The organism is Novosphingobium sp. ERW19 (genome assembly GCF_012641315.1).
Lineage (GTDB): Bacteria > Pseudomonadota > Alphaproteobacteria > Sphingomonadales > Sphingomonadaceae > Novosphingobium.
Genome location: NZ_JABAIC010000003.1, coordinates 296128 through 313780, shown reverse-complemented (window position 1 = coordinate 313780; position 17653 = coordinate 296128). Strand labels below are relative to the sequence as shown.

Sequence of the window (17653 nt, the reverse complement as noted above, 5' to 3'; positions counted from 1 at the left end):
GATCACCCGAACACGTCGTAGCCAGCGGGGTTCTTCGGATCATCGCCAAAGCGGTTCATGCCCGTGGTGCCAGGCAGACACAGGATCACCAGAAAAGCGATGCTGGCGATCCAGCCCACGAACGGGATCATGCCCAGCACGATGAAACCGAGATACCACCAGCCAGACATGTCGCGATCATGCAGGCGGCGCACGATCACCGCGATGCCGGGCACCAGAGTACCGAGGAAGAACACCATCATCAGAACGGCACCAATCCAGAACGAAACCCCGAACTGGGGATCATCGACGCCTGAAAGTGCTGTACCAAGACCGCCGGCAAACATGAATGCAGCAATCAAGGCGTAGACGATCACCGTGAACAGGGTGAACATCCAGTATTCCTTGCGCCGCGAGCGCCCCGAGAATTCAGCGTAACGCCGATAAGGCATCAGCATCCATTCCATGACTTTCCCCCTTTGTTGTTTATCCGCAGGACCATTGCGGTTTCACCAGTGACCATCATTTGGCAGCGACTGCAAGTGCGGCAAGCGTTTTGCATTCAATTGCCGACCAGCACGAATGGTGCCCACGTCGCGGGATGCGCGCCGCCCGGCACTTTGGCATCGCGCAGGATGGCGAGCTGGGCGCGACGCAAGCCTTCGGCGCGGGACAGGCCCTTGCCAGCACCTTTCAGGGTGTCGAGTGTCAGGCGGCTGGCCACGTCATCCCGCACCGGCCAGTGCGACAGCAGCAGCGAACGCGCACCGGCGGCAACAAAGGAGCGGGCAAGGCCCGAGTAGGTCGGCGCGCTTTCGCCATCGCCAGCACTGGTATCGCAGGCCGAGAGGATTACCCAATCGGCATCAAGCCGCAGCTTGGCAATTTCCGAAGCAGTGAGCAGGCCGTCGTCGGTCTCGCTCGGCTGTTCGGGGGGCGTGAGAACAAGTGCGGGTTCCACGAGATCACGGAAGGCCCCGCCGACAAGACCGTGCGTGGCGAAGGCCAGGACGCTGGCCTGTTCCAGCGGCGCTGCCTTGACGGCTGCTTCGGTGGCGTCCGCACCGATCAGCAAGGCTGGCTTGCCGGAGAAAGCCGTTGCCATCGCCCGCAACTCGTCAGCCGCGCCCGGCAGGCTGGCCAGCTCGCGCAGGGCCTTGGTGCTGGTATCGCCCGAGCGCAGCAGAGGCGCAGCACGGGTGGCCAGTCGAACGGGCTGACCCAGGATCGGCGCGCCAATGCCGGCGAAGGTCACTTCGCGCTTGCCGCCCGCGCGCTGAGGGAGCGGCGTCGCGGCGAGCGGGACAGAGACCGCGTGGTCCAATGCCAGCCAGTGCGTGTTGCGCAGGGCCGCAGGTGCGTCATCCGCCCCTTCTGGTGCTTGCGTGACCAAGGCGGAAAACGGCAGCGCGGCAAGGCCACCAGGGGCAAGTATGCGCAAGTCGGGCGCAGCCTTGATGGCCTGCCGGATCGGTGCCGGGAAGAGCAGTTGGTAAAGTTCGAATGCAGCTTTCCGATCGAAGCGTCCTGCACCGTTGTTGACGAGACCAAGGTCGATCGAGCCGCGCATGCGCTTGATCAGTTCAAGCATTGGCCGCGGAGCAATCGCACTTTCCGCAACCACCGCCTTTTCCGCCGTGACGGCAAGGACGATCAGGCCGTCCTCATCTTGCCCGAAGAGCACAAGGGCCTGCCCCTTGGCCAAGGCCTTCTGGGCAGCGGAGAGAGCGGCGGGCTCGACGGCGGTCTGCAGAGAATAGCCGGGGATCAGTTCGGCCAGCCGGGCGTCCTCTTGCCGGATCTTCGCATCGATTTCTTCAAGCTGGCGGTTGATCGCGTTGACGGTGTCACCCTTCCCCGCTGCGACTTGTGCGTTGAGCGTGCGGCGCAGTCTTGCGCCATCGCTGGCCAGAGACTGATAACGCCGGATGACCTCGGTCGCCTCGGCGCCATTGCCGTCACGCAGCATGGCCAGGCTCGACATGGCGCTTTGCAGATCGCCAAGGTTGGCCAGTTGCAGTGCCTCGAACGCTTGCGCTGGGTCATTCGCACCTGCCGCAAATCGCGCCTGCTGGACGAACAGGAAGTGATACTGCTCCGCCAGCCTCATGACCTCGCCGCGCGGCGTCGCGCGGTCGAGCAAACGCGCTCGCGCTGGTGCCAGAATCTGAACGGTTCGGGTGAGCGCTCCTGCTACATCACCGCGAGCCGCAGCTATCTGCTCGGCGAAGATCAGGCCGCAAAGCCGGCGAAAGTTGGCGTCGAGCGCTCGCTGCCGGAAAGCGGCGTTGGCATGATCCAGCAGAACCGACGCCTCATCCAGACGGCGGTTCGCGATGTATTCGCGCGCCAGATTGACCTCTGCCAGCAGCACGTCCGGATGTTCTGCAGAGGCCGCCCGCTTTCGCCCCACTTGCAGCGCTTTTTCACGCAGGGCCAACGATTGCGCCTTGTCGCCACGCCAGGCGGCAAGGCGCGCCAACTGGCCAATGACCGTAGCGCCTACCGTCTCCTTGCGTTCGGTGCTGCTGTTTTCGAAAATTTCGGCAGCCCGCTCATAGAATGGAAGCGCCTCGTCCTTGTGCCCCGAATTATCGAGCGCAAAGCCCAGCGCGCTGAGCGAGAAGCCAATATCCTGATGCCCTGCAGGGTAGGCCTTCATACGCAGATCAAGGGTCCTGCGTATCACCGGAATGGCTTGGGCATAGAGCCCGGATTCACTGAGCGATGCGCCCAACTGGTTAAGGGCAGCCATGGTAACACGATGGTCCTCGCCCAGATGCGTTTCAGCCCATACCGCTGCTTCACGAGCCGGCTCAATCGACGACGCGGTATCACCCGACTGGATCAGAAGAGCTGCCAAGCTCAGCCCGAAAATTGCGGGCTGTTCGACATCATCACCGGTGCGGTTCGCATGGGAGCGGGCCAGACGCAGCGCCTCGCGCACGCGCGGCAGTGCTTTCAAGGGCTCTCCCCGCCGGAACTCGACCAGAGCCATGCCATAAAGTGCCGAGGCATATTCGATGCTCTCGGTACCAGCTGTCTGCGCAGTCAGATCAAGCGCGCGCAGCTTGTAGCGGCTGGCTTCTTCAAGCTTGCCGAGGGAGGAGTAGAGCGAACCGATATTGTTGACGAGCTCGGCCCGGTCGGGGGTCATCGCGTACTTGCCCGAGTCCAGTTCAGCTTCGAGCCTGTGGTAGATTCCCAGAGCCTCGTCATAGCGGTCGAGCCAGAACAGGGCATTGGCGCGGCTGGCTTCGGCGTAGATCATGTCCAGCCGATCGATACCCTTCGCCTTGCGGGCGCGTGCGAGGACGACATCGATCCTGGCCAGCGCCTCTGCAGGCTTTCCGGCCGTGTCCATCGTCTTGAGCGCCTTGACCTCTTCGGCAAGGCTTGGCGCGGATGCTGGTGCTGGCTCCGCCGCTTGCGCGACACTTGGCACCCCTGTCGCCAAAAGTGCCGCCAACCAGATCGATTTTCCCATGCCCCACCCTTGAAAGATCCAATCCGGAAGCAAGGGTTAATGGCGATTTAGCGAAACAACAGTGCCTATTCGCACATTTTCATTTGAGCCAGCCCGCCTCGCGGTACCACGCGGCCGTGGCGTGAAGTCCCATCGCGGTTTCGACTTGGGGCATCCAGATGGCGGGCGGCGGCTGGTTGCCCTCGCCCGCGCGCCAGTCCGGGTGGCACATGTAGCCAACGCGATCGAGCGTGAGCTTGGCGCCCTTTCCGCGGAACGTGGCGTCAAGCTTGGCGCCCAGGCGCAGAATGCTGGCAGGGAGGTTCACTGCGGTGGCGCGCCTGCCCACGGCCATGCCGATGGCCTTGGCAAGATCGTTGTGGGTCCATCCTCCCGGGGTGCCGTCATCGGGTTCGAAGGTCAGGTGCGTAACCTCCTCGCCTCCGGGGATCAGGGCGAGCAGCAGGCGGGCGAGATCACCCACGTGGATGATCGAAAGATGTCCCTGCGGCGGGAGCGGCACGATTCCCCTTCGCGCCAGCTTGAACAGCTCGAACATCTCGGTATCGCGCGGGCCGTAGACGGCCGGCGGACGCACCACGGTCCAGTCAAGACTGCTGGCCTTGACGATCTTCTCTCCGCGCAACTTGGACCGACCATAGACCGACAGGCCCGGTTCGCGCGCCGAGAGAGACGAGACGTGGATGAAGCGCGGGACCCCCGCCTCCAACGCGGCGTTGACGACGTTGAGCGTGCCCCAGACGTTGCCGTCCTCGAAGCCCTGCTCGTCGGGCGCGTTGACCACGCCGGCGATGTGCAGGACGACGCTGGCCCGGCCGACCAGGCGCTGGAGGGCGCGCTTGTCATTGAGATCACCCTGAACCCATTCGACGCCAACGCGCGCATCCTGCGGGCGGCGGGCAAGCGCGCGGACCTCGATCCCGGCGCGGGCGGCATAATCGAGCACGGCCTGGCCGACGAAGCCGGTGGCTCCGGTAATCGCCAGCAGTTCCGCAGCCATTACAGCAGCACCATCTGGTCGCGATGGATCAGCGCCGAGCGGGGAGCATAGCCGAGGATACCCTCATGCTCGCGGCTGTGATGGCCCTTGAGGCGCGCGCATTCGGCAGCATCGTATTCCGACAGCCCCCGCGCCAGCGTTGCGCCATCAGGTCCGATCACGGCAATGGCATCGCCTCGCTGGAAATCCCCTTCGACTTGCTTGATGCCCGCAGCAAGCAGGCTGGAGCCACGCGCGAGTGCGGCGGCGGCCCCGGCATCGACATGGACGCTCCCGCGCATGCGCATGCGCCCGCCCAGCCACGCCTTGCGCGCCTGCTTCCGGCCGCGCGGCAGGAACAGCGTGCCACGCTCGGCGCTCAGCGCAGCGTGGATCGGCGAAACGGGCTGACCATCGATAATGGCCAGCGCCATGCCGGCAAGCTCCGCAATCTCGGCAGCCTGCAGCTTGGAGGTCATCCCGCCCGAGCCCAGGCCAGATGACGATCCCCCCGTGGCCATGGCATGAATTTCCGGAGTAACGCCCCTTACCACTGGAATACGCGTAGCTCCGGGTTCGCGCGGATCCCGGTCATAAAGCCCGTCGATATCGGACAGCAGCAGAACGCCCGAAGCCCCGGCCGCCTGCCCGACGCGGGCGGCAAGTCGGTCGTTATCGCCGAAGCGGATTTCCTGCGTGGCGACGGAGTCGTTCTCGTTTATCACCGGCACTGCCCCTGCGGCCAGCAGAGTGCCGAGCGTGGCGGTCACATTGAGGTAGCGCCGACGATCCTCGAGGTCCTCGAGCGTAAGCAGGATCTGGGCGGCGGCCAGGCCATGTGCCGCCAGCAATTCAGCCCACAGGCCCGCAAGCGCGATCTGGCCGACCGAGGCGGCGGCCTGGGCGTCGGACAGGCTGCCGCGCCCACCCTTGGCAAGGCCGAGCCTGCGGGCGCCCAAGGCGATAGCGCCGGAGGAGACGACGATGACTTCCTGCCCCGCAGCGCATGCCGCCGCAATCTCGGCAACCAGCGCGGTCAGCCAATCACGCCGCGGCGCACCATCCCTGCCCACGAGCAGCGCCGAGCCAACCTTGACCACCAGGCGCGGACAGGCAGAGGCATCGGTCAGGTGGGCAAGCTGGCTGATCTTCATGAGGGCCGCTTAGGGCAATTGTGACGGATCGTGAAGGGCTGTCAGTCCCGCTGGCAGAGCGCTTGGGCGATCAGATCGGCGACCATGGCTTCTGGTCAGTCTCTTCCTCGACTTCGCCCGTCGGCCGTTCGGTCGCCGTGGCAAGAGGCAGGTGTTCGAGCACTGCATCGAGCAGGGCATCCATGCCCTTCCCGGTCGCGCCGGAGATCGGATAGACCTTGCGTGCGCCTGCCTCGCGCAGTTCCTTGGTGAAAGCCTTGACCAGTTCTGCATCGACCAGGTCGATCTTGTTGAGGGCGATCAGGCGGGGCTTTTCATCAAGCCCGGCACCGTAGGCCTCAAGTTCGCTCTCGACGATCTGCATGGCTTCGGCGGGATCGGTCTCGCTGTGGATGTCGATGAGGTGAATCAGCACGCGGCAACGCTCGATATGACCGAGGAAACGGTCACCAATGCCGGCACCGTCGGCGGCCCCCTCGATCAGGCCGGGAATATCCGCCAGCACGAATTCCCGGTTGCGATGGCGCACAACGCCCAGTTGCGGGCGCAGCGTGGTAAAGGCGTAATCGCCAACCTTGGCCTTGGTGTTGGTGATCTGATTGATGAAAGTGGATTTGCCCGCGTTGGGCAGGCCGACAAGACCGGCATCCGCCAGCAGCTTCAGCCGCAGCCAGACGTACATCTCCTCGCCGGGCCAGCCGGGACCGTGCTGGCGCGGGGCACGATTGGTAGAGGACTTGTATGAGGCATTGCCCCGGCCGCCATCGCCGCCGCGCAGAAGGACCTTCTGCACGCCCACTTCGGTCATGTCGAGCAGGACGGTCTCGCGGTCATCGTCAAGAATCTGGGTGCCGACCGGCACCTTGATGACCAGATCGTTGCCGCCGGCACCGGTGCGGTTCTGGCCTGCGCCGCCGCCGCCGCGCTGCGCCTTGAAGTGCTGGGTATAACGGAAATCGATCAGGGTGTTGAGGCCGGTCACGGCTTCGAAGATGATGTCGCCGCCCTTGCCGCCGTTGCCGCCGTCGGGGCCACCGTATTCGACATACTTCTCACGCCGGAAGCTGACAGCGCCGGGGCCGCCCTGTCCTGAGCGAATGAAGATCTTGGCCTGATCGAGAAAATGCATGCGGGTAACTGTTTCCAATGACAGGCCCGGAGCAAATGCAACATGCAGCCCCGGAAGCGAGCCTTTTACCCGTTCATGGAGAGCTTGTAACGCCGAACCGCGAGGCGCCTGCCATATCAGGCGGTTCGGTGATACCTGGTGGAGCCGAGGGGGATCGAACCCCTGACCTCGTCATTGCGAACGACGCGCTCTCCCATCTGAGCTACGGCCCCGTTCCCGGTATCGCCCCACGGTGTGCCACCGCAGGGAGCGCCGCCATTAGCGCAGCGCTCCCTTGCTGAAAAGAAATTTTTTGCCGCTCCAGTCCGGCTCAATGCCCTGCGGCAGTACCGTCCGGAACAGGCGCCGCCGTGATTTGCACCGCCTGCTGCGGCGGATTCACAAGGTTGCCGTACTGCGCCTGCCAGATGGCAAGATCCGTGCGGTAGACCTCGTAGCGACGGTAGAAATCATCGAACACGACTTCGATGTTGGGCAGGCTGCGCACGGCGAAGGCTTCAAGATTGGCCGGTGTAACGGCAGCGCCATCCCGGCTCACGGCCATGACGGCATCGCAGAAGTCGGACAGTGTCGGCGGCAGCGCAAAGTGGTTGTAGACTTGCGTGATGTACGCCTCGCGCGGGGCAATGAACTTGGCGCCGTACTTCGCCTTGAACTCGACATCGAGGCGCTTGTTGATGGCGTTCAGAACCTTGTTGTGGGTGGTCAGGAACGCCTTGTAGCGGGGCAGGATGTCCGCATGGACCGGTGCGTTGCAATTCAGCGCAGCCACGTTGTAGGCCGAGCGGAGGTTCCACACCATCTGCGCGGACGAGATGTTGCGGTTCAGCGACTGGCGCAGGCCATTGGCATCAGCGGGCGGAACCAGAATATTGTCCGAAGCGCCATTGGGCGCCTTCGGCTTGGGCGGAATGACAACAACCTTCGGCGGCGGCAGGGGTGGCGGCGGCGGCGGCGGTGGCGGCTTCGGCGCACAGGAAGCAAGGCCGATAGCCAACCCTGCAGTGATAAGGCTTGGCGCGACGATACGCCGGAAACGAAACATTGGCATTCCCCCAATTCCGATCCCTAAAAGGACCGTGACAGGCAGATGGTCCCTTGCTGCAGTGTGTCAAAATGCTGCGCGAACCATCCTGTATGCAAGATGAAGACGAGCGTAGCGTCGGCACAGACAAATGAGAATCCCCCAGGCAATAAAAACCCGGCGAACCGTTGCGGCCCGCCGGGTCAATCTGGTTCAGTTCGGGTGCTTTTCAGATCAGCGGCGATCGCCCATGAACTGCAGCAGGAACTGGAACATGTTGATGAAGTCGAGGTAGAGGCTCAGCGCGCCGAGAACGACGGCCTTGCCCGCGAAATCGGTGCCAGCGACGTAGGCATACTGCTCCTTGAGCTTCTGCGTGTCATAGGCGGTCAGACCCGCGAAGATGAGCACGCCCAGGAAGCTGATCGCCCAGCCGAGGCCCGACGACTTCAGGAAGATGTTAAGCAGCGAGGCGATCAGGATGCCGAAGACGCCCATGATCAGGAAGCTGCCCATGCCCGACAGGTCCTTCTTGGTGGTGTAGCCGTAAAGGCTCAGACCCGCGAAGGCGCCAGCAGTGGCAAAGAAGGTCGTCGCGATCGAGGCGCCGGTGTAGACGAGGAAAATCGTCGACAGCGACAGGCCCATGGCCACCGCAAAGCCCCAGAACATTCCCTGGAGAGCCGTGGTCGAGAACTTGTTGGCGCCAAAGCTCATGAACATGACGAAGGCGAGCGGGGAAAGCATCACCAACCACATCAGCGGCGTGCCGAACAGCATGAGCGTGAAGCCGGTGGTTGCCGACAGCAGCGCAACGACGCCAGAGAGCAACACGCCCGAGGCCATGTAGTTGTAGATCGACAGCATGTGACGGCGCAGGCCCGCGTCGAACACTTCGCCGCGAGCGGAGACGCCGGAAAGGCTCGGAGACGCGCCGAAGCCCGTTCCGGTGGGCCGAGGGTCGTTCCAGTTTGCCATTTTCAAAGCTCCGTTCTGTGGCCCCAATGGCCACGTACACGGAATATCGGCGCTTTGGCCCGCGCTTTCAAGTGAAACCGGACCAGCCGACAGGTCGCCAACTGTAACGAATTGTTGCGGCGTTCAACCCGCCTTGCGCGCCTGCTCGGTCATCTCGGCGCTGCGATCGCGCGCGCCACGCAACGTGTCTTCCATGAGGCGGACCAACCGGTCATCGGCATCGAGCACGTCGATACCGACCTGCGTGACGCCTCCGGGGCTCGCGACACGGCGGGCAAGCTCGCCCGGTGCGTGCTCGGACGCTGCCGCGAGCATCGCTGCGCCTTCGACCATCGACAGCGCCAGCCGATCCGCCTGCTCGCGCGGCAAGCCGAGCACAGCAGCACCTTGTGCCAGCGCATCGATGAAGCGATAGACAAACGCGGGGCCCGAGCCGGCAAGTGCGGTTACCAGGTCCATCTGGTCCTCACCACCAAGCCATTCGGCCTGGCCAAGCGGCACCATCAGAGCTTCGGTTTCAGCGCGCGCGGCTTGGTCCGCATCGCCGACCAGCGCAATCGGCGACTTGCCAAGCGCTGCGGCAAGGTTCGGCATGACGCGGACGATGGCGCGGGCCTCAGGGAAGCTGGCGCGCAAGGTGGCAAGATCGACACCCGCCAGAATCGAGAGCAGGAGCGTGTTCGCGCCGACGAATGGCCGGACCGAAGCGGCCGCATCGGGCAACTGCTGCGGTTTGAAACCCAGCAACACGACATCGAATGCCCCCTCGCCTTCGGGCGCGGAACCGAGCAACCGCGTACCCGGCGGCGCATTCTCCAGATACGGGTCAACGATTGTGAAGATCTCAGGCGCAATGCCGCCAGCCAGCCAGCCCTTGAGCATGGCTCCGCCCATGTTGCCGCAGCCGAACTGGAGAAAAGTCTTGGTCATGGAGCGGTTCCCTCGAAGCGCATCTGCTGAGTCGCGCTTGGCCGCTCAATGCCGAGCCGCCCTGCCTACCGCAAGCGCTGAAAGCCGCAGCTCAAGCCTCGCCTGCCGCATCCACCATGGCGCTGGCCAGGGCATCGGCCGGGCTCTTGTCGCCCCACAGGATGAACTGAAACGCCGGATAGAACCGGTCGCATTCATCCACTGCCGCCTCGATCGCGGCCTGAGCCTGGCTGATGCTGAGCAGACCTTCGTCACCAAGCATGAGCCCATGACGGTAAAGCAGGACGGAACCGTTGGACCAGATGTCGAAATGGCCGATCCAAACCTGCTCGTTGATCATCGCCATCAACTCGTAGACAGCGGGCTTCTTGTCATCGGGAATGCGAATGTCGGGCAGGCAGAGAATCTGGAGGACGTGATCCTCGACGCGCCAGATGGCACGCAGCTGATAATTGGCCCATGAGCCCTGGATCTCGCCGGTGACCTCATCGTCTGAGACGAACTCGCATGGCCAACCGCGCGCCTCGAAAAGCGAGGCGATCATGTCGACAGGCGCTGCCTCCTCGCGCTCGTTGTCGTCATGGCCGGTCCGCATGGTACGTCCCCTGAACATGTGATCGGGCCTCCTCGGCTGGTTGGCCCGGCAGGGCGATCTGCCCTGACTGCTGCTCAAAACGTCAATGGCGGTTCACACCCCCGCCCGACAATCGCGGGTTAACAGGCGGTTGGGCAAAACTCGACAACCTTGTGGGAAAGCTGTGGACAAGGAGTGAACAGGAATCTCGGACAGCGGTTCCGCCCAGTCCCCTTATTTGAGCGAAAGCGTATCTACCGCCTGGCCGGCAGGGCTGGTCCACTGGTAACTCGAAACCCCGTCCTTCTTGAGTTTCGTGACGAAATCCTGCGCGTCAGCCTCGCTGTCGAAGGGACCGGTCAGAAGGCGGAAATTGCTGCGCCACGGCGAAAGATAGGGCTTGCGCGAGCGCAGCAGCGTCGGCGCCTCCTTCACGAGACGACGCCACTCGCTGTCCATGACGCCCTTGTTCGCACCAGTCAGCACCTGCACCCAGATACGGCTTGGGTGGCTGGGAGCGGCCTTCTTGGCCTTCGCCTCTTGTGCGTCCTTTGCGGCAGCCTTGGGATCCTTGATCGGCTTCCCGTCCTTGCCAAGTTTCACCGCATCCCTGGCCGCTGGCTTCTGCAGCTCCTTGGCGGGCGTTCGCGACACATCGGTCGGGCCGTCAGGCCGTTCACCGCGAGGGTCAGGCTTGGCACCCTTGGCGGCGGAACCGGGGGCAATGCGCGTGATGTCGACCGCCGGAACCGACGAAACGCGCTCCTCCGGCGGGGGAGTGAACGATTTGAACAAGGTGGCCAGATCACGCGCTGGCGGAGGCGTGTCAGCCGATGCCGCCTGCCCTGGCGGCGGTAATGGCACCGGCGCGACCGTTCCGGACGCAGCAACTGGAGCGCTTGCGGGGGCAGAAGCGACACCGGGTGCTGATCCCGCTGTAGATGCCGAAGCCGCCGCAGTGGCAGGCGGGGCAGCGGTTACCGACCCGACCTTCGCCAGATCAAACCCGCTCGCCGATGCAAGCGACGGCGCTGGCCGAACATTGCCCGCAGGAGAGGGCGACGTTGGCTGCGCAGAGGACGTGGCGCTCGCTGTTCGGGCAACTGCCGTAGTTGGCGCGGCAGTCAGATCCTGCTGGAAGCCGGGCTTCGCAATCGGGTTTGGCGATGGCGCGATCGTCGTCGTAGGAGCCGGGGTTGTCAGCGGCCGGGTGACCGACGGCTGGACCGATGCCGATTGTGCAGGCCGGATCGGCGGAACAGCAGGACGCACAGACCCGGGCGGTACGTCGAGCGCTGAAAGCACTGTCGGGCGGGGAACTGTCGGGCCGGGTACTGCCGGGGTCATACTGGCCGGAGGAGCTGACTGCACTGCTGGCGCGGCGCTCGCATAACTCTGGACCGGCGGCAGCTCTGCCGGAGGTGATGTGCGCACGGCTGGACGTACGACAACCGCCGAAGATGCGGCGCCATCGCTCTTGCCGGGACGGCGGCGCTTCTCGCGGCTGGGCTTTTCGCTGGAGGCGACGGATGGGCCGAGGGGCGCACCTGCCGGAATCAGGCCCGCTTCCGCTGTGCGCGGCGCGCGCGGGTTGAGCGCAGCATATTGCACCACGCGCGGATCATCGCGCCCGATGTCTGCTGCACGGGGAAATCGCCCGAAATTTGCAGCGGCGGCCTGCTGCGCCGGCGTAAGGCGCGGCATATAACGCAAGTAAGGCGCAATGCCCGATGCCAGATCTTGCGGCATCGAGGCGTAGGCGATGGCCACTGCCTCGTCCGGCCCGCCAGTCACGGCCATCGCAAACGTGCGGGTCCGCCATGCTGCGCGATCCTGCTTTTCGATCAACGGCGAAAGCAGCGCCTCGGCGCCGCGCCGATCGCCCGATATGGCAAGGCTCATCGCATAGCGGCGCGTGATTTCGTCGTCCCCGCCCCGGCTCAGCGCAACCTGATACCACCGCTGTGCGCGGCCATTGTCACCAACGAGATCGTAGGCAAGCGCCCGGTCCGCAGCCATGGCAAATGTATCAGCGCCAGCCCGTTCCGCCTCATCAAAGGAGCGGATAGCCTCGACCGGATTTTCCGCGACAAGCTGGGCCTTGCCGAGCAGGGCCTTGGTTCGGGCATTGCCCGGCTGGACCTCGTCAGCCCGCGCCAGAAACCCGATCGCAGCATCGCTGTCACCCAGCTTCAGTGCAGCGCTGGCTGCATCGAACAGCGCGGCAACATTGCGTGGATCGGCAGCAAGTCGTGCCAATGCGGCATTGAGCTCGCGGCTGGGACTGGGGGCCGTAGACTGCACCACGGGGCGCGATACCGTGGCGGGGCCATCAGGATCGTCATCCACCTGCGCGAATGCCCGTGGCGCTGCAGCGCAAAACAGGAGCGCCAGAGCGAGCCTTAGACGCGATGAGCCCGAGAACTGCGCGATGGGGAGCCGATTCGTCATCCTGCCGCGCTCTTTACCGTCTTGAAGATGAAGCGGCGGCAACAGCCGCCGCCGCTCGCACCTGATTACTGGTTGTTCTGGCGGCCGAGGAAGCGCGGAATATTCAGCGAACCGCCTTCATCGCCATCGTCATCGCCGGTGGGGGCACGATTGCCGCGAGAGAGATTGGCCATACGCTCGAACAGGGTGCTGCCGCCGGCAGGCTTTGCGGGCTCCTGCTCCGGCGCGCGGCCGAGGCGGGGCATCTGCGGCGCAGGTTCCGGCGCGGGCGCGGCTACTGGCGGTTCGGCAGGAGCCTCAATGCCACCCAGAAGCAGTTCATCCGAGGCAGGTTCCTCCTGCGCGGCGGAAAGGTCGAGCGTAAGATCGAGCGGCTCCGGCTCGGGCGCGGCTGGCGCTTCGGGCTGGACCTGCTCTGCCGCAGGCGTCCATGCCGGTTGCGCAGGCTCCGGAGCGGCAGCAGGCGGCGGCGTGTAGACAGGTGCCGCAGGTGCAGCCGTTGGCACGGCAGGGCCGCGCGCGCTGCTCGGGATCGAGACCGGACGCGATGCGATCTCCGCCTGTTCCTGGCTCTGTTCGATGCCGGTTGCGACAACCGAAACCCGGATTTTGCCATCAAGATCGGGATTGAAGGCCGAACCCCAGATGATGTTCGCGTTGGGATCGACCAGTTCGCGGATGTGGTTGGCGGCTTCGTCAACCTCGAGCAGCTTCATGTCGTCGCCACCGATGATCGAGATGATCACGCCCTTGGCGCCCTGCATCGACACGCCATCGAGCAGCGGATTGGCGATCGCGCGTTCGGCCGCTTCCAGCGCGCGGTTCGGACCTTCGCCCTCGCCCGTGCCCATCATCGCCTTGCCCATCTCGCCCATGACCGAGCGGACGTCGGCAAAGTCGAGGTTGATCAGGCCCGGCATGACCATGAGGTCGGTGATCGAGCGGACGCCTTGCTGCAGCACTTCGTCGGCGAGCTGGAACGCTTCCTTGAAGGTCGTCTCCGCCTTGGCCACCAGGAACAGGTTCTGGTTCGGAATGACGATGAGCGTATCGACGTGCTTCTGCAGCTCCTCGATGCCGCTTTCGGCCGAGCGCATGCGGCGCGTGCCTTCGAACAGGAACGGCTTGGTCACCACGCCAACAGTGAGCACGCCCTTGCGACGGGCAGCTTCGGCAATGACAGGAGCCGCGCCGGTGCCGGTGCCGCCGCCCATGCCGGCGGCGATAAACACCATGTGCACGCCTTCCAGGGCGCGCTCGAGTTCCTCGATCGTCTCTTCCGCAGCAGCGCGGCCCACTTCGGGGCGAGCGCCCGCACCAAGGCCCTGCGTGATGTCCGGGCCGAGCTGGATGCGGTTTTCGGCGATAGAATTATTGAGCGCCTGCGCATCGGTATTGACGACGATGAACTCGACGCCCTCGATCTGCGCGTTGATCATGTTGGCGATGGCATTGCCGCCTGCGCCACCAACCCCGATCACCGTGATCCGGGGACGAAGTTCGTCAATTGCCGGCGGTCCGATGTTGATGCTCATAGTCGGTCTCCCAATCGGGTCATATGTCTCGTTGCTGGCTGGAACGCGCACCAAACGAGATTGGAAAGCTTCACATTAACCTGTTGCACAAGGCTGCGCGGCGAATCAAAGGCGCAGCAACCTTTTCCACAGGTTGCAACACCATGACGGGCCAAGTTCGCACGTCGAGAGCGCTGAACCGGGCCAAAAGGCCGTTCAAAAGTAATCCTTTATCGCCCGCACAAGGCGAATCAGCAGCTTCTTGCCGCCGTAAGCTCCGCCGACCGGATCGTTGGCTGGGCCGATGGCGCGAATGTCCACTGGATCGGCCGCTGCAAACAGCACGAGTCCCACCAGTGTGGAGGAGCTTGGCGTGGCATGGCCCGGCGGAAGGCCGAGCATCGTCGGCGGCGAACCGATGCGCACAGGCCGACCGAGCGCCGATTGCGCATAGTCGGCAAGGCCTGGAAGTTGCGCGCCCCCACCGGTCAGCACGACCTGCTGCCCGGTCTGGCCAACGAAGCCCATCGACTTGAGTGATTTGCCCACTTCCTCGGTGAAGAAGCCGAGCTGCTGGGTGATGACCGAGATCAATTCGGCACGAGGAATGCGGTTCTTGTCGTCGGCATGGCGGGCGACCGGGCCGCCTTCGGGGTCACCCGGCGCGTTGACCGGGATCATCTCGCGATGGTCCGCCGGGCTGGCGATGGCCGAGCCGGACATGCACTTGAGGCGCTCTGCCTGATAGCGACGGATGCCGAAGGCCGAGGCAATCGCATCGGTGATATCGCCCGAACCGTACTGGATCACCTGCATGCCAAGCAGCATGCCGGCCGCGTAGACCGATACCGTCGTGACCTCTGCTCCGAACTCGACCAGCGCCACGCCCAGTTCACGCTCTTCCGGCGTAAGGCATGCGTGGCCAGCCGCGACCGGCGATCCGACGACAGCTTCGACCTCGAGATGGGCGTTCTGCACTGCCTCCCGAAGATTGCGAACCGGTGCACCATCGGCGAGCATGACGTGGATATCCACCGCAAGCCGTTCGGCATGAAGGCCCTTGGGATTGGGCACGCCGTGGGCACCATCGAGCGTGTAGTGCGCTGGCTGGGCGTGGAGCACGGTGCGGCCATCGGGCTGGATCACGCCGCGCCCGGCCACCAGCAGATGCTCGATATCGTCCTGCTCGATGCGGCGTCCGCCGACTTCGACCTCGACCCGCGCGGTGGTGCTGGCAAGGCCTGCACCTGCGCAGCCGATCCAGACCTTCTGGATATCGACATTGGCCATCTTCTCGGCCCGCTCGATCGCATCGCGCACCGAATGGGTCGCAGCCTGCATGTCGGTGACATAGCCGCGCTTGATCCCCTGCGCGGCGCGGTGCCCGGAACCGAGCACCACCATCTCGCCCGTTTCCGAAAGCCCCGCGATCATCGCAGAAACGCGGAACGAGCCGATGTTCACGGCAGCAAAGACTTTGGTGATGCGGGGCGTCGCCATGTCGCTGGATCAGCCTTCGTCGCTCTTGGCCGCAGCCGCGATGCGCTTGGCTTCGGCCTTGGCCTGATCGGCGGCGCGCTTTTCCGCCGCAACTTCCTCAGCATGGCCAGGCACGCGCATATAAACGCGGTCGGGCGCGCGCATGTCGAAGGCGGCAACCTTGCCGCCGAGCAGCCGGTTCACCCCGTCCATGCGCGCAAAGCTCAGCAGCGCTCCGGCAGACTTCTCGTCGCCCTCAGGCAGAGCCAGCACCTGCCCGGTCTTGAACGTGAGGTTCCAGCGGCGGTTGCCGACCCACTCGGCTTCCGAAACCTGCGGTTTCAAGGCAGGCGCGGCATCAAGCAGTCGCGTGAGGTCCTGAACGCGCTGGCCAACGCCGAGGCCGGACAGGACGAGCATGCCCTTGGCCTTGTCAGGCTTTACCGTTTCGAGCTCCACGCCGGTATCGTCGATCAGCACCATGCGATCGGGCTTGCGTAGCACGGCGTGCGGATTACGCTCGACGATGTCGATCACCAGCGTATCGGGCAACTTGCGCGAAACGCGGGCATCCTTGACCCACGGCAGCTGGTTGAGTTCGTCTCGCAGCGCCGCGAGATCGAGCGTGGTCATCGCACGATCGTTCTGGCCAAGCACACGCTCGTAAATGCGCTGCTCGTTCATGCGGTTGACGCCGCGCACCTCGAGATGGCTGACCTTGAACCCGGCATCGGACGCGATAAGTGCCGCCTGTTCGGAAGCAAGCGTCGGGATGCCGGCCATGACCGCCACGGTCCACACCAACCCTGCTGCTGCCCCCAGGATCAGCGTCATCAGGATGCGGTGCAGCGTCTCCTCGCTGAACGGCAGCCAGTGCATCACGGTGTCGAGCACCGATCCGGTCTGTTGGCGCGCTGCCTGGACCTTGCGCTGCGTCGTCCGCGCAGCCGCTGCCCGCCGCACGCCCTTGCCGCCCCGCTTGATCGTCTGCGCCATGGTTCAGGCCCTTCCTGAGTCCTTGCCCGAGTCTTTCAGGCTTTCCGCAATGATCGCCTCGACCAGATCGGGATAGTCCATGCCCAGCGCCCTGGCCTGTTCGGGCACGAGGCTGAGCGGGGTCATGCCAGGCTGGGTGTTGACCTCCAGCAGGAACAGCCCTTCGACGCCCTGCTCGTCGTCCCAGCGGAAGTCGGAGCGGCTGGTGCCCTTGCAGCCCAGCAACTGGTGCGCGCGCAAGGCGATCTGCTTGCACGCCTCGGTGATTTCGTCCGGAATCTCGGCCGGGCAGATGTGATCGGTCATGCCGTCGGTGTACTTGGCGTCGAAATCGTAGAAGCCGGACTTGGGCTTGAGCTCGGTGACGAGCAGCGCGCGGTCGCCGATGACGGCGGTGGTCAGTTCGCGCCCACGAATGAACGGTTCAGCGAGAAGCTCGTCGAACTCCTGCCACGGACCGCGCGAATCCGCGTTGATCGGGTTGCCGTAGTTGCCGTCAGCCGTGACGATGGCGACGCCAACCGATGAGCCTTCATTGACCGGCTTGAGCACGTAAGGACGCGGCAGGGGATCAGCCTTGTAGAGCTCTTCGGTGCGTACGATGCGCCCGCCTGGCATCGGAATGCCATGCGGCACGAGCGCCTGCTTGGTCAGTTCCTTGTCGATCGCGATGACCGAGGTGGCAAGGCCCGAATGGGTGTAGGTCAGGCCCATGATGTCCATCAGGCCCTGGATCGAGCCATCCTCGCCCGGCGTGCCGTGCAGCGCGTTGAACACCACATCGGGCTTTGCTTCAGCCAGACGCAGGGCAACCTCGCGATCCATGTCGATCCGCGTGACCTTGTGGCCCTTGGACTCAAGCGCCTTGGCCACGCCCTCGCCCGACATGAGCGAAACCGGGCGCTCGCTTGACCAGCCGCCCATCAGCACCGCGACATGGAGTTTAGGTAGCGTCACGCCCAGTTCCTCCCCGGCACCG

14 protein-coding genes and 1 tRNA gene are annotated in these 17653 nt (G+C 64.5%); all 15 read right to left on the bottom strand.

Translation table 11 applies throughout. The features are described from left to right. Nucleotides 1-2: 2 nt before the first annotated feature. A complete protein-coding gene (locus HGI46_RS07545) occupies nt 3-446 on the bottom strand; it encodes a DUF805 domain-containing protein (RefSeq protein WP_168903682.1) in 444 nt (147 codons plus the stop codon). 95 nt (nt 447-541) lie between these two features. Beyond that, nucleotides 542-3466 (bottom strand): CHAT domain-containing tetratricopeptide repeat protein, encoded by a 2925-nt coding sequence (locus HGI46_RS07540; RefSeq protein ID WP_168903681.1) that lies wholly within the window; start codon nt 3464-3466, stop codon nt 542-544. A 79-nt stretch (nt 3467-3545) separates the two neighbouring features. Then, entirely contained in the window at nt 3546-4466 is a 921-nt protein-coding gene (locus HGI46_RS07535; RefSeq protein WP_118073402.1) for an NAD-dependent epimerase/dehydratase family protein, read from the bottom strand. Then, nucleotides 4466-5599, bottom strand: a complete 1134-nt coding sequence (proB, locus tag HGI46_RS07530; protein WP_168903680.1) for a glutamate 5-kinase — start codon at nt 5597-5599, stop codon at nt 4466-4468. Before proB ends, HGI46_RS07535 begins: the two co-directional genes overlap by 1 nt. A 70-nt stretch (nt 5600-5669) precedes the next feature. Then, the gene (gene obgE / locus HGI46_RS07525; RefSeq protein WP_118073401.1) at nt 5670-6728 is read right to left on the bottom strand and encodes a GTPase ObgE; all 1059 of its coding nucleotides are present in this window, start codon (nt 6726-6728) and stop codon (nt 5670-5672) included. Between the two features lie 136 nt (nt 6729-6864). Then, nucleotides 6865-6940: transfer RNA gene (locus tag HGI46_RS07520), tRNA-Ala, on the bottom strand. Nucleotides 6941-7038: 98 nt separating this feature from the next. Beyond that, nucleotides 7039-7773: a hypothetical protein gene (locus HGI46_RS07515; protein ID WP_168903679.1), complete on the bottom strand. Its 735-nt coding sequence runs from the start codon at nt 7771-7773 to the stop codon at nt 7039-7041. A 213-nt stretch (nt 7774-7986) separates the two neighbouring features. Next, entirely contained in the window at nt 7987-8730 is a 744-nt protein-coding gene (locus HGI46_RS07510) for a Bax inhibitor-1/YccA family protein (protein WP_168903678.1), read from the bottom strand. Between the two features lie 123 nt (nt 8731-8853). After that, nucleotides 8854-9660: a pyrroline-5-carboxylate reductase gene (locus tag HGI46_RS07505; RefSeq protein ID WP_168903677.1), complete on the bottom strand. Its 807-nt coding sequence runs from the start codon at nt 9658-9660 to the stop codon at nt 8854-8856. A 91-nt stretch (nt 9661-9751) separates the two neighbouring features. Further along, nucleotides 9752-10273 carry a YbjN domain-containing protein gene (locus HGI46_RS07500; RefSeq protein ID WP_240946632.1) on the bottom strand — a complete coding sequence of 174 codons (522 nt, stop codon included), beginning with the start codon at nt 10271-10273 and terminating at the stop codon, nt 9752-9754. 195 nt (nt 10274-10468) lie between these two features. After that, a complete protein-coding gene (locus tag HGI46_RS07495) occupies nt 10469-12685 on the bottom strand; it encodes an SPOR domain-containing protein (RefSeq protein WP_168903676.1) in 2217 nt (738 codons plus the stop codon). 65 nt (nt 12686-12750) lie between these two features. Next, the gene (ftsZ, locus tag HGI46_RS07490; RefSeq protein WP_168903675.1) at nt 12751-14220 is read right to left on the bottom strand and encodes a cell division protein FtsZ; all 1470 of its coding nucleotides are present in this window, start codon (nt 14218-14220) and stop codon (nt 12751-12753) included. 195 nt (nt 14221-14415) lie between these two features. Beyond that, nucleotides 14416-15699, bottom strand: a complete 1284-nt coding sequence (gene ftsA, locus HGI46_RS07485; protein WP_118073394.1) for a cell division protein FtsA — start codon at nt 15697-15699, stop codon at nt 14416-14418. Between the two features lie 9 nt (nt 15700-15708). Next, entirely contained in the window at nt 15709-16674 is a 966-nt protein-coding gene (locus HGI46_RS07480) for an FtsQ-type POTRA domain-containing protein (protein ID WP_168903674.1), read from the bottom strand. Nucleotides 16675-16677: 3 nt separating this feature from the next. Continuing rightward, a complete protein-coding gene (locus HGI46_RS07475; protein WP_118073392.1) occupies nt 16678-17631 on the bottom strand; it encodes a D-alanine--D-alanine ligase in 954 nt (317 codons plus the stop codon). Between the last annotated feature and the right edge of the window lie 22 nt (nt 17632-17653).

Bases quoted from the DNA above. Each gene is read 5' to 3' on its own strand.
- obgE (WP_118073401.1), bottom strand. From the start codon at position 6,728: ATGCATTTTCTCGATCAGGCCAAGATCTTCATTCGCTCAGGACAGGGC.
- HGI46_RS07510 (WP_168903678.1), bottom strand. From the start codon at position 8,730: ATGGCAAACTGGAACGACCCTCGGCCCACCGGAACGGGCTTCGGCGCG.
- HGI46_RS07505 (WP_168903677.1), bottom strand. From the start codon at position 9,660: ATGACCAAGACTTTTCTCCAGTTCGGCTGCGGCAACATGGGCGGAGCC.
- proB (WP_168903680.1), bottom strand. From the start codon at position 5,599: ATGAAGATCAGCCAGCTTGCCCACCTGACCGATGCCTCTGCCTGTCCG.
- ftsA (WP_118073394.1), bottom strand. From the start codon at position 15,699: ATGGCGACGCCCCGCATCACCAAAGTCTTTGCTGCCGTGAACATCGGC.
- HGI46_RS07540 (WP_168903681.1), bottom strand. From the start codon at position 3,466: ATGGGAAAATCGATCTGGTTGGCGGCACTTTTGGCGACAGGGGTGCCA.
- HGI46_RS07515 (WP_168903679.1), bottom strand. From the start codon at position 7,773: ATGTTTCGTTTCCGGCGTATCGTCGCGCCAAGCCTTATCACTGCAGGG.
- HGI46_RS07545 (WP_168903682.1), bottom strand. From the start codon at position 446: ATGGAATGGATGCTGATGCCTTATCGGCGTTACGCTGAATTCTCGGGG.
- ftsZ (WP_168903675.1), bottom strand. From the start codon at position 14,220: ATGAGCATCAACATCGGACCGCCGGCAATTGACGAACTTCGTCCCCGG.
- HGI46_RS07535 (WP_118073402.1), bottom strand. From the start codon at position 4,466: ATGGCTGCGGAACTGCTGGCGATTACCGGAGCCACCGGCTTCGTCGGC.
- HGI46_RS07500 (WP_240946632.1), bottom strand. From the start codon at position 10,273: ATGTTCAGGGGACGTACCATGCGGACCGGCCATGACGACAACGAGCGC.
- HGI46_RS07480 (WP_168903674.1), bottom strand. From the start codon at position 16,674: ATGGCGCAGACGATCAAGCGGGGCGGCAAGGGCGTGCGGCGGGCAGCG.
- HGI46_RS07495 (WP_168903676.1), bottom strand. From the start codon at position 12,685: ATGACGAATCGGCTCCCCATCGCGCAGTTCTCGGGCTCATCGCGTCTA.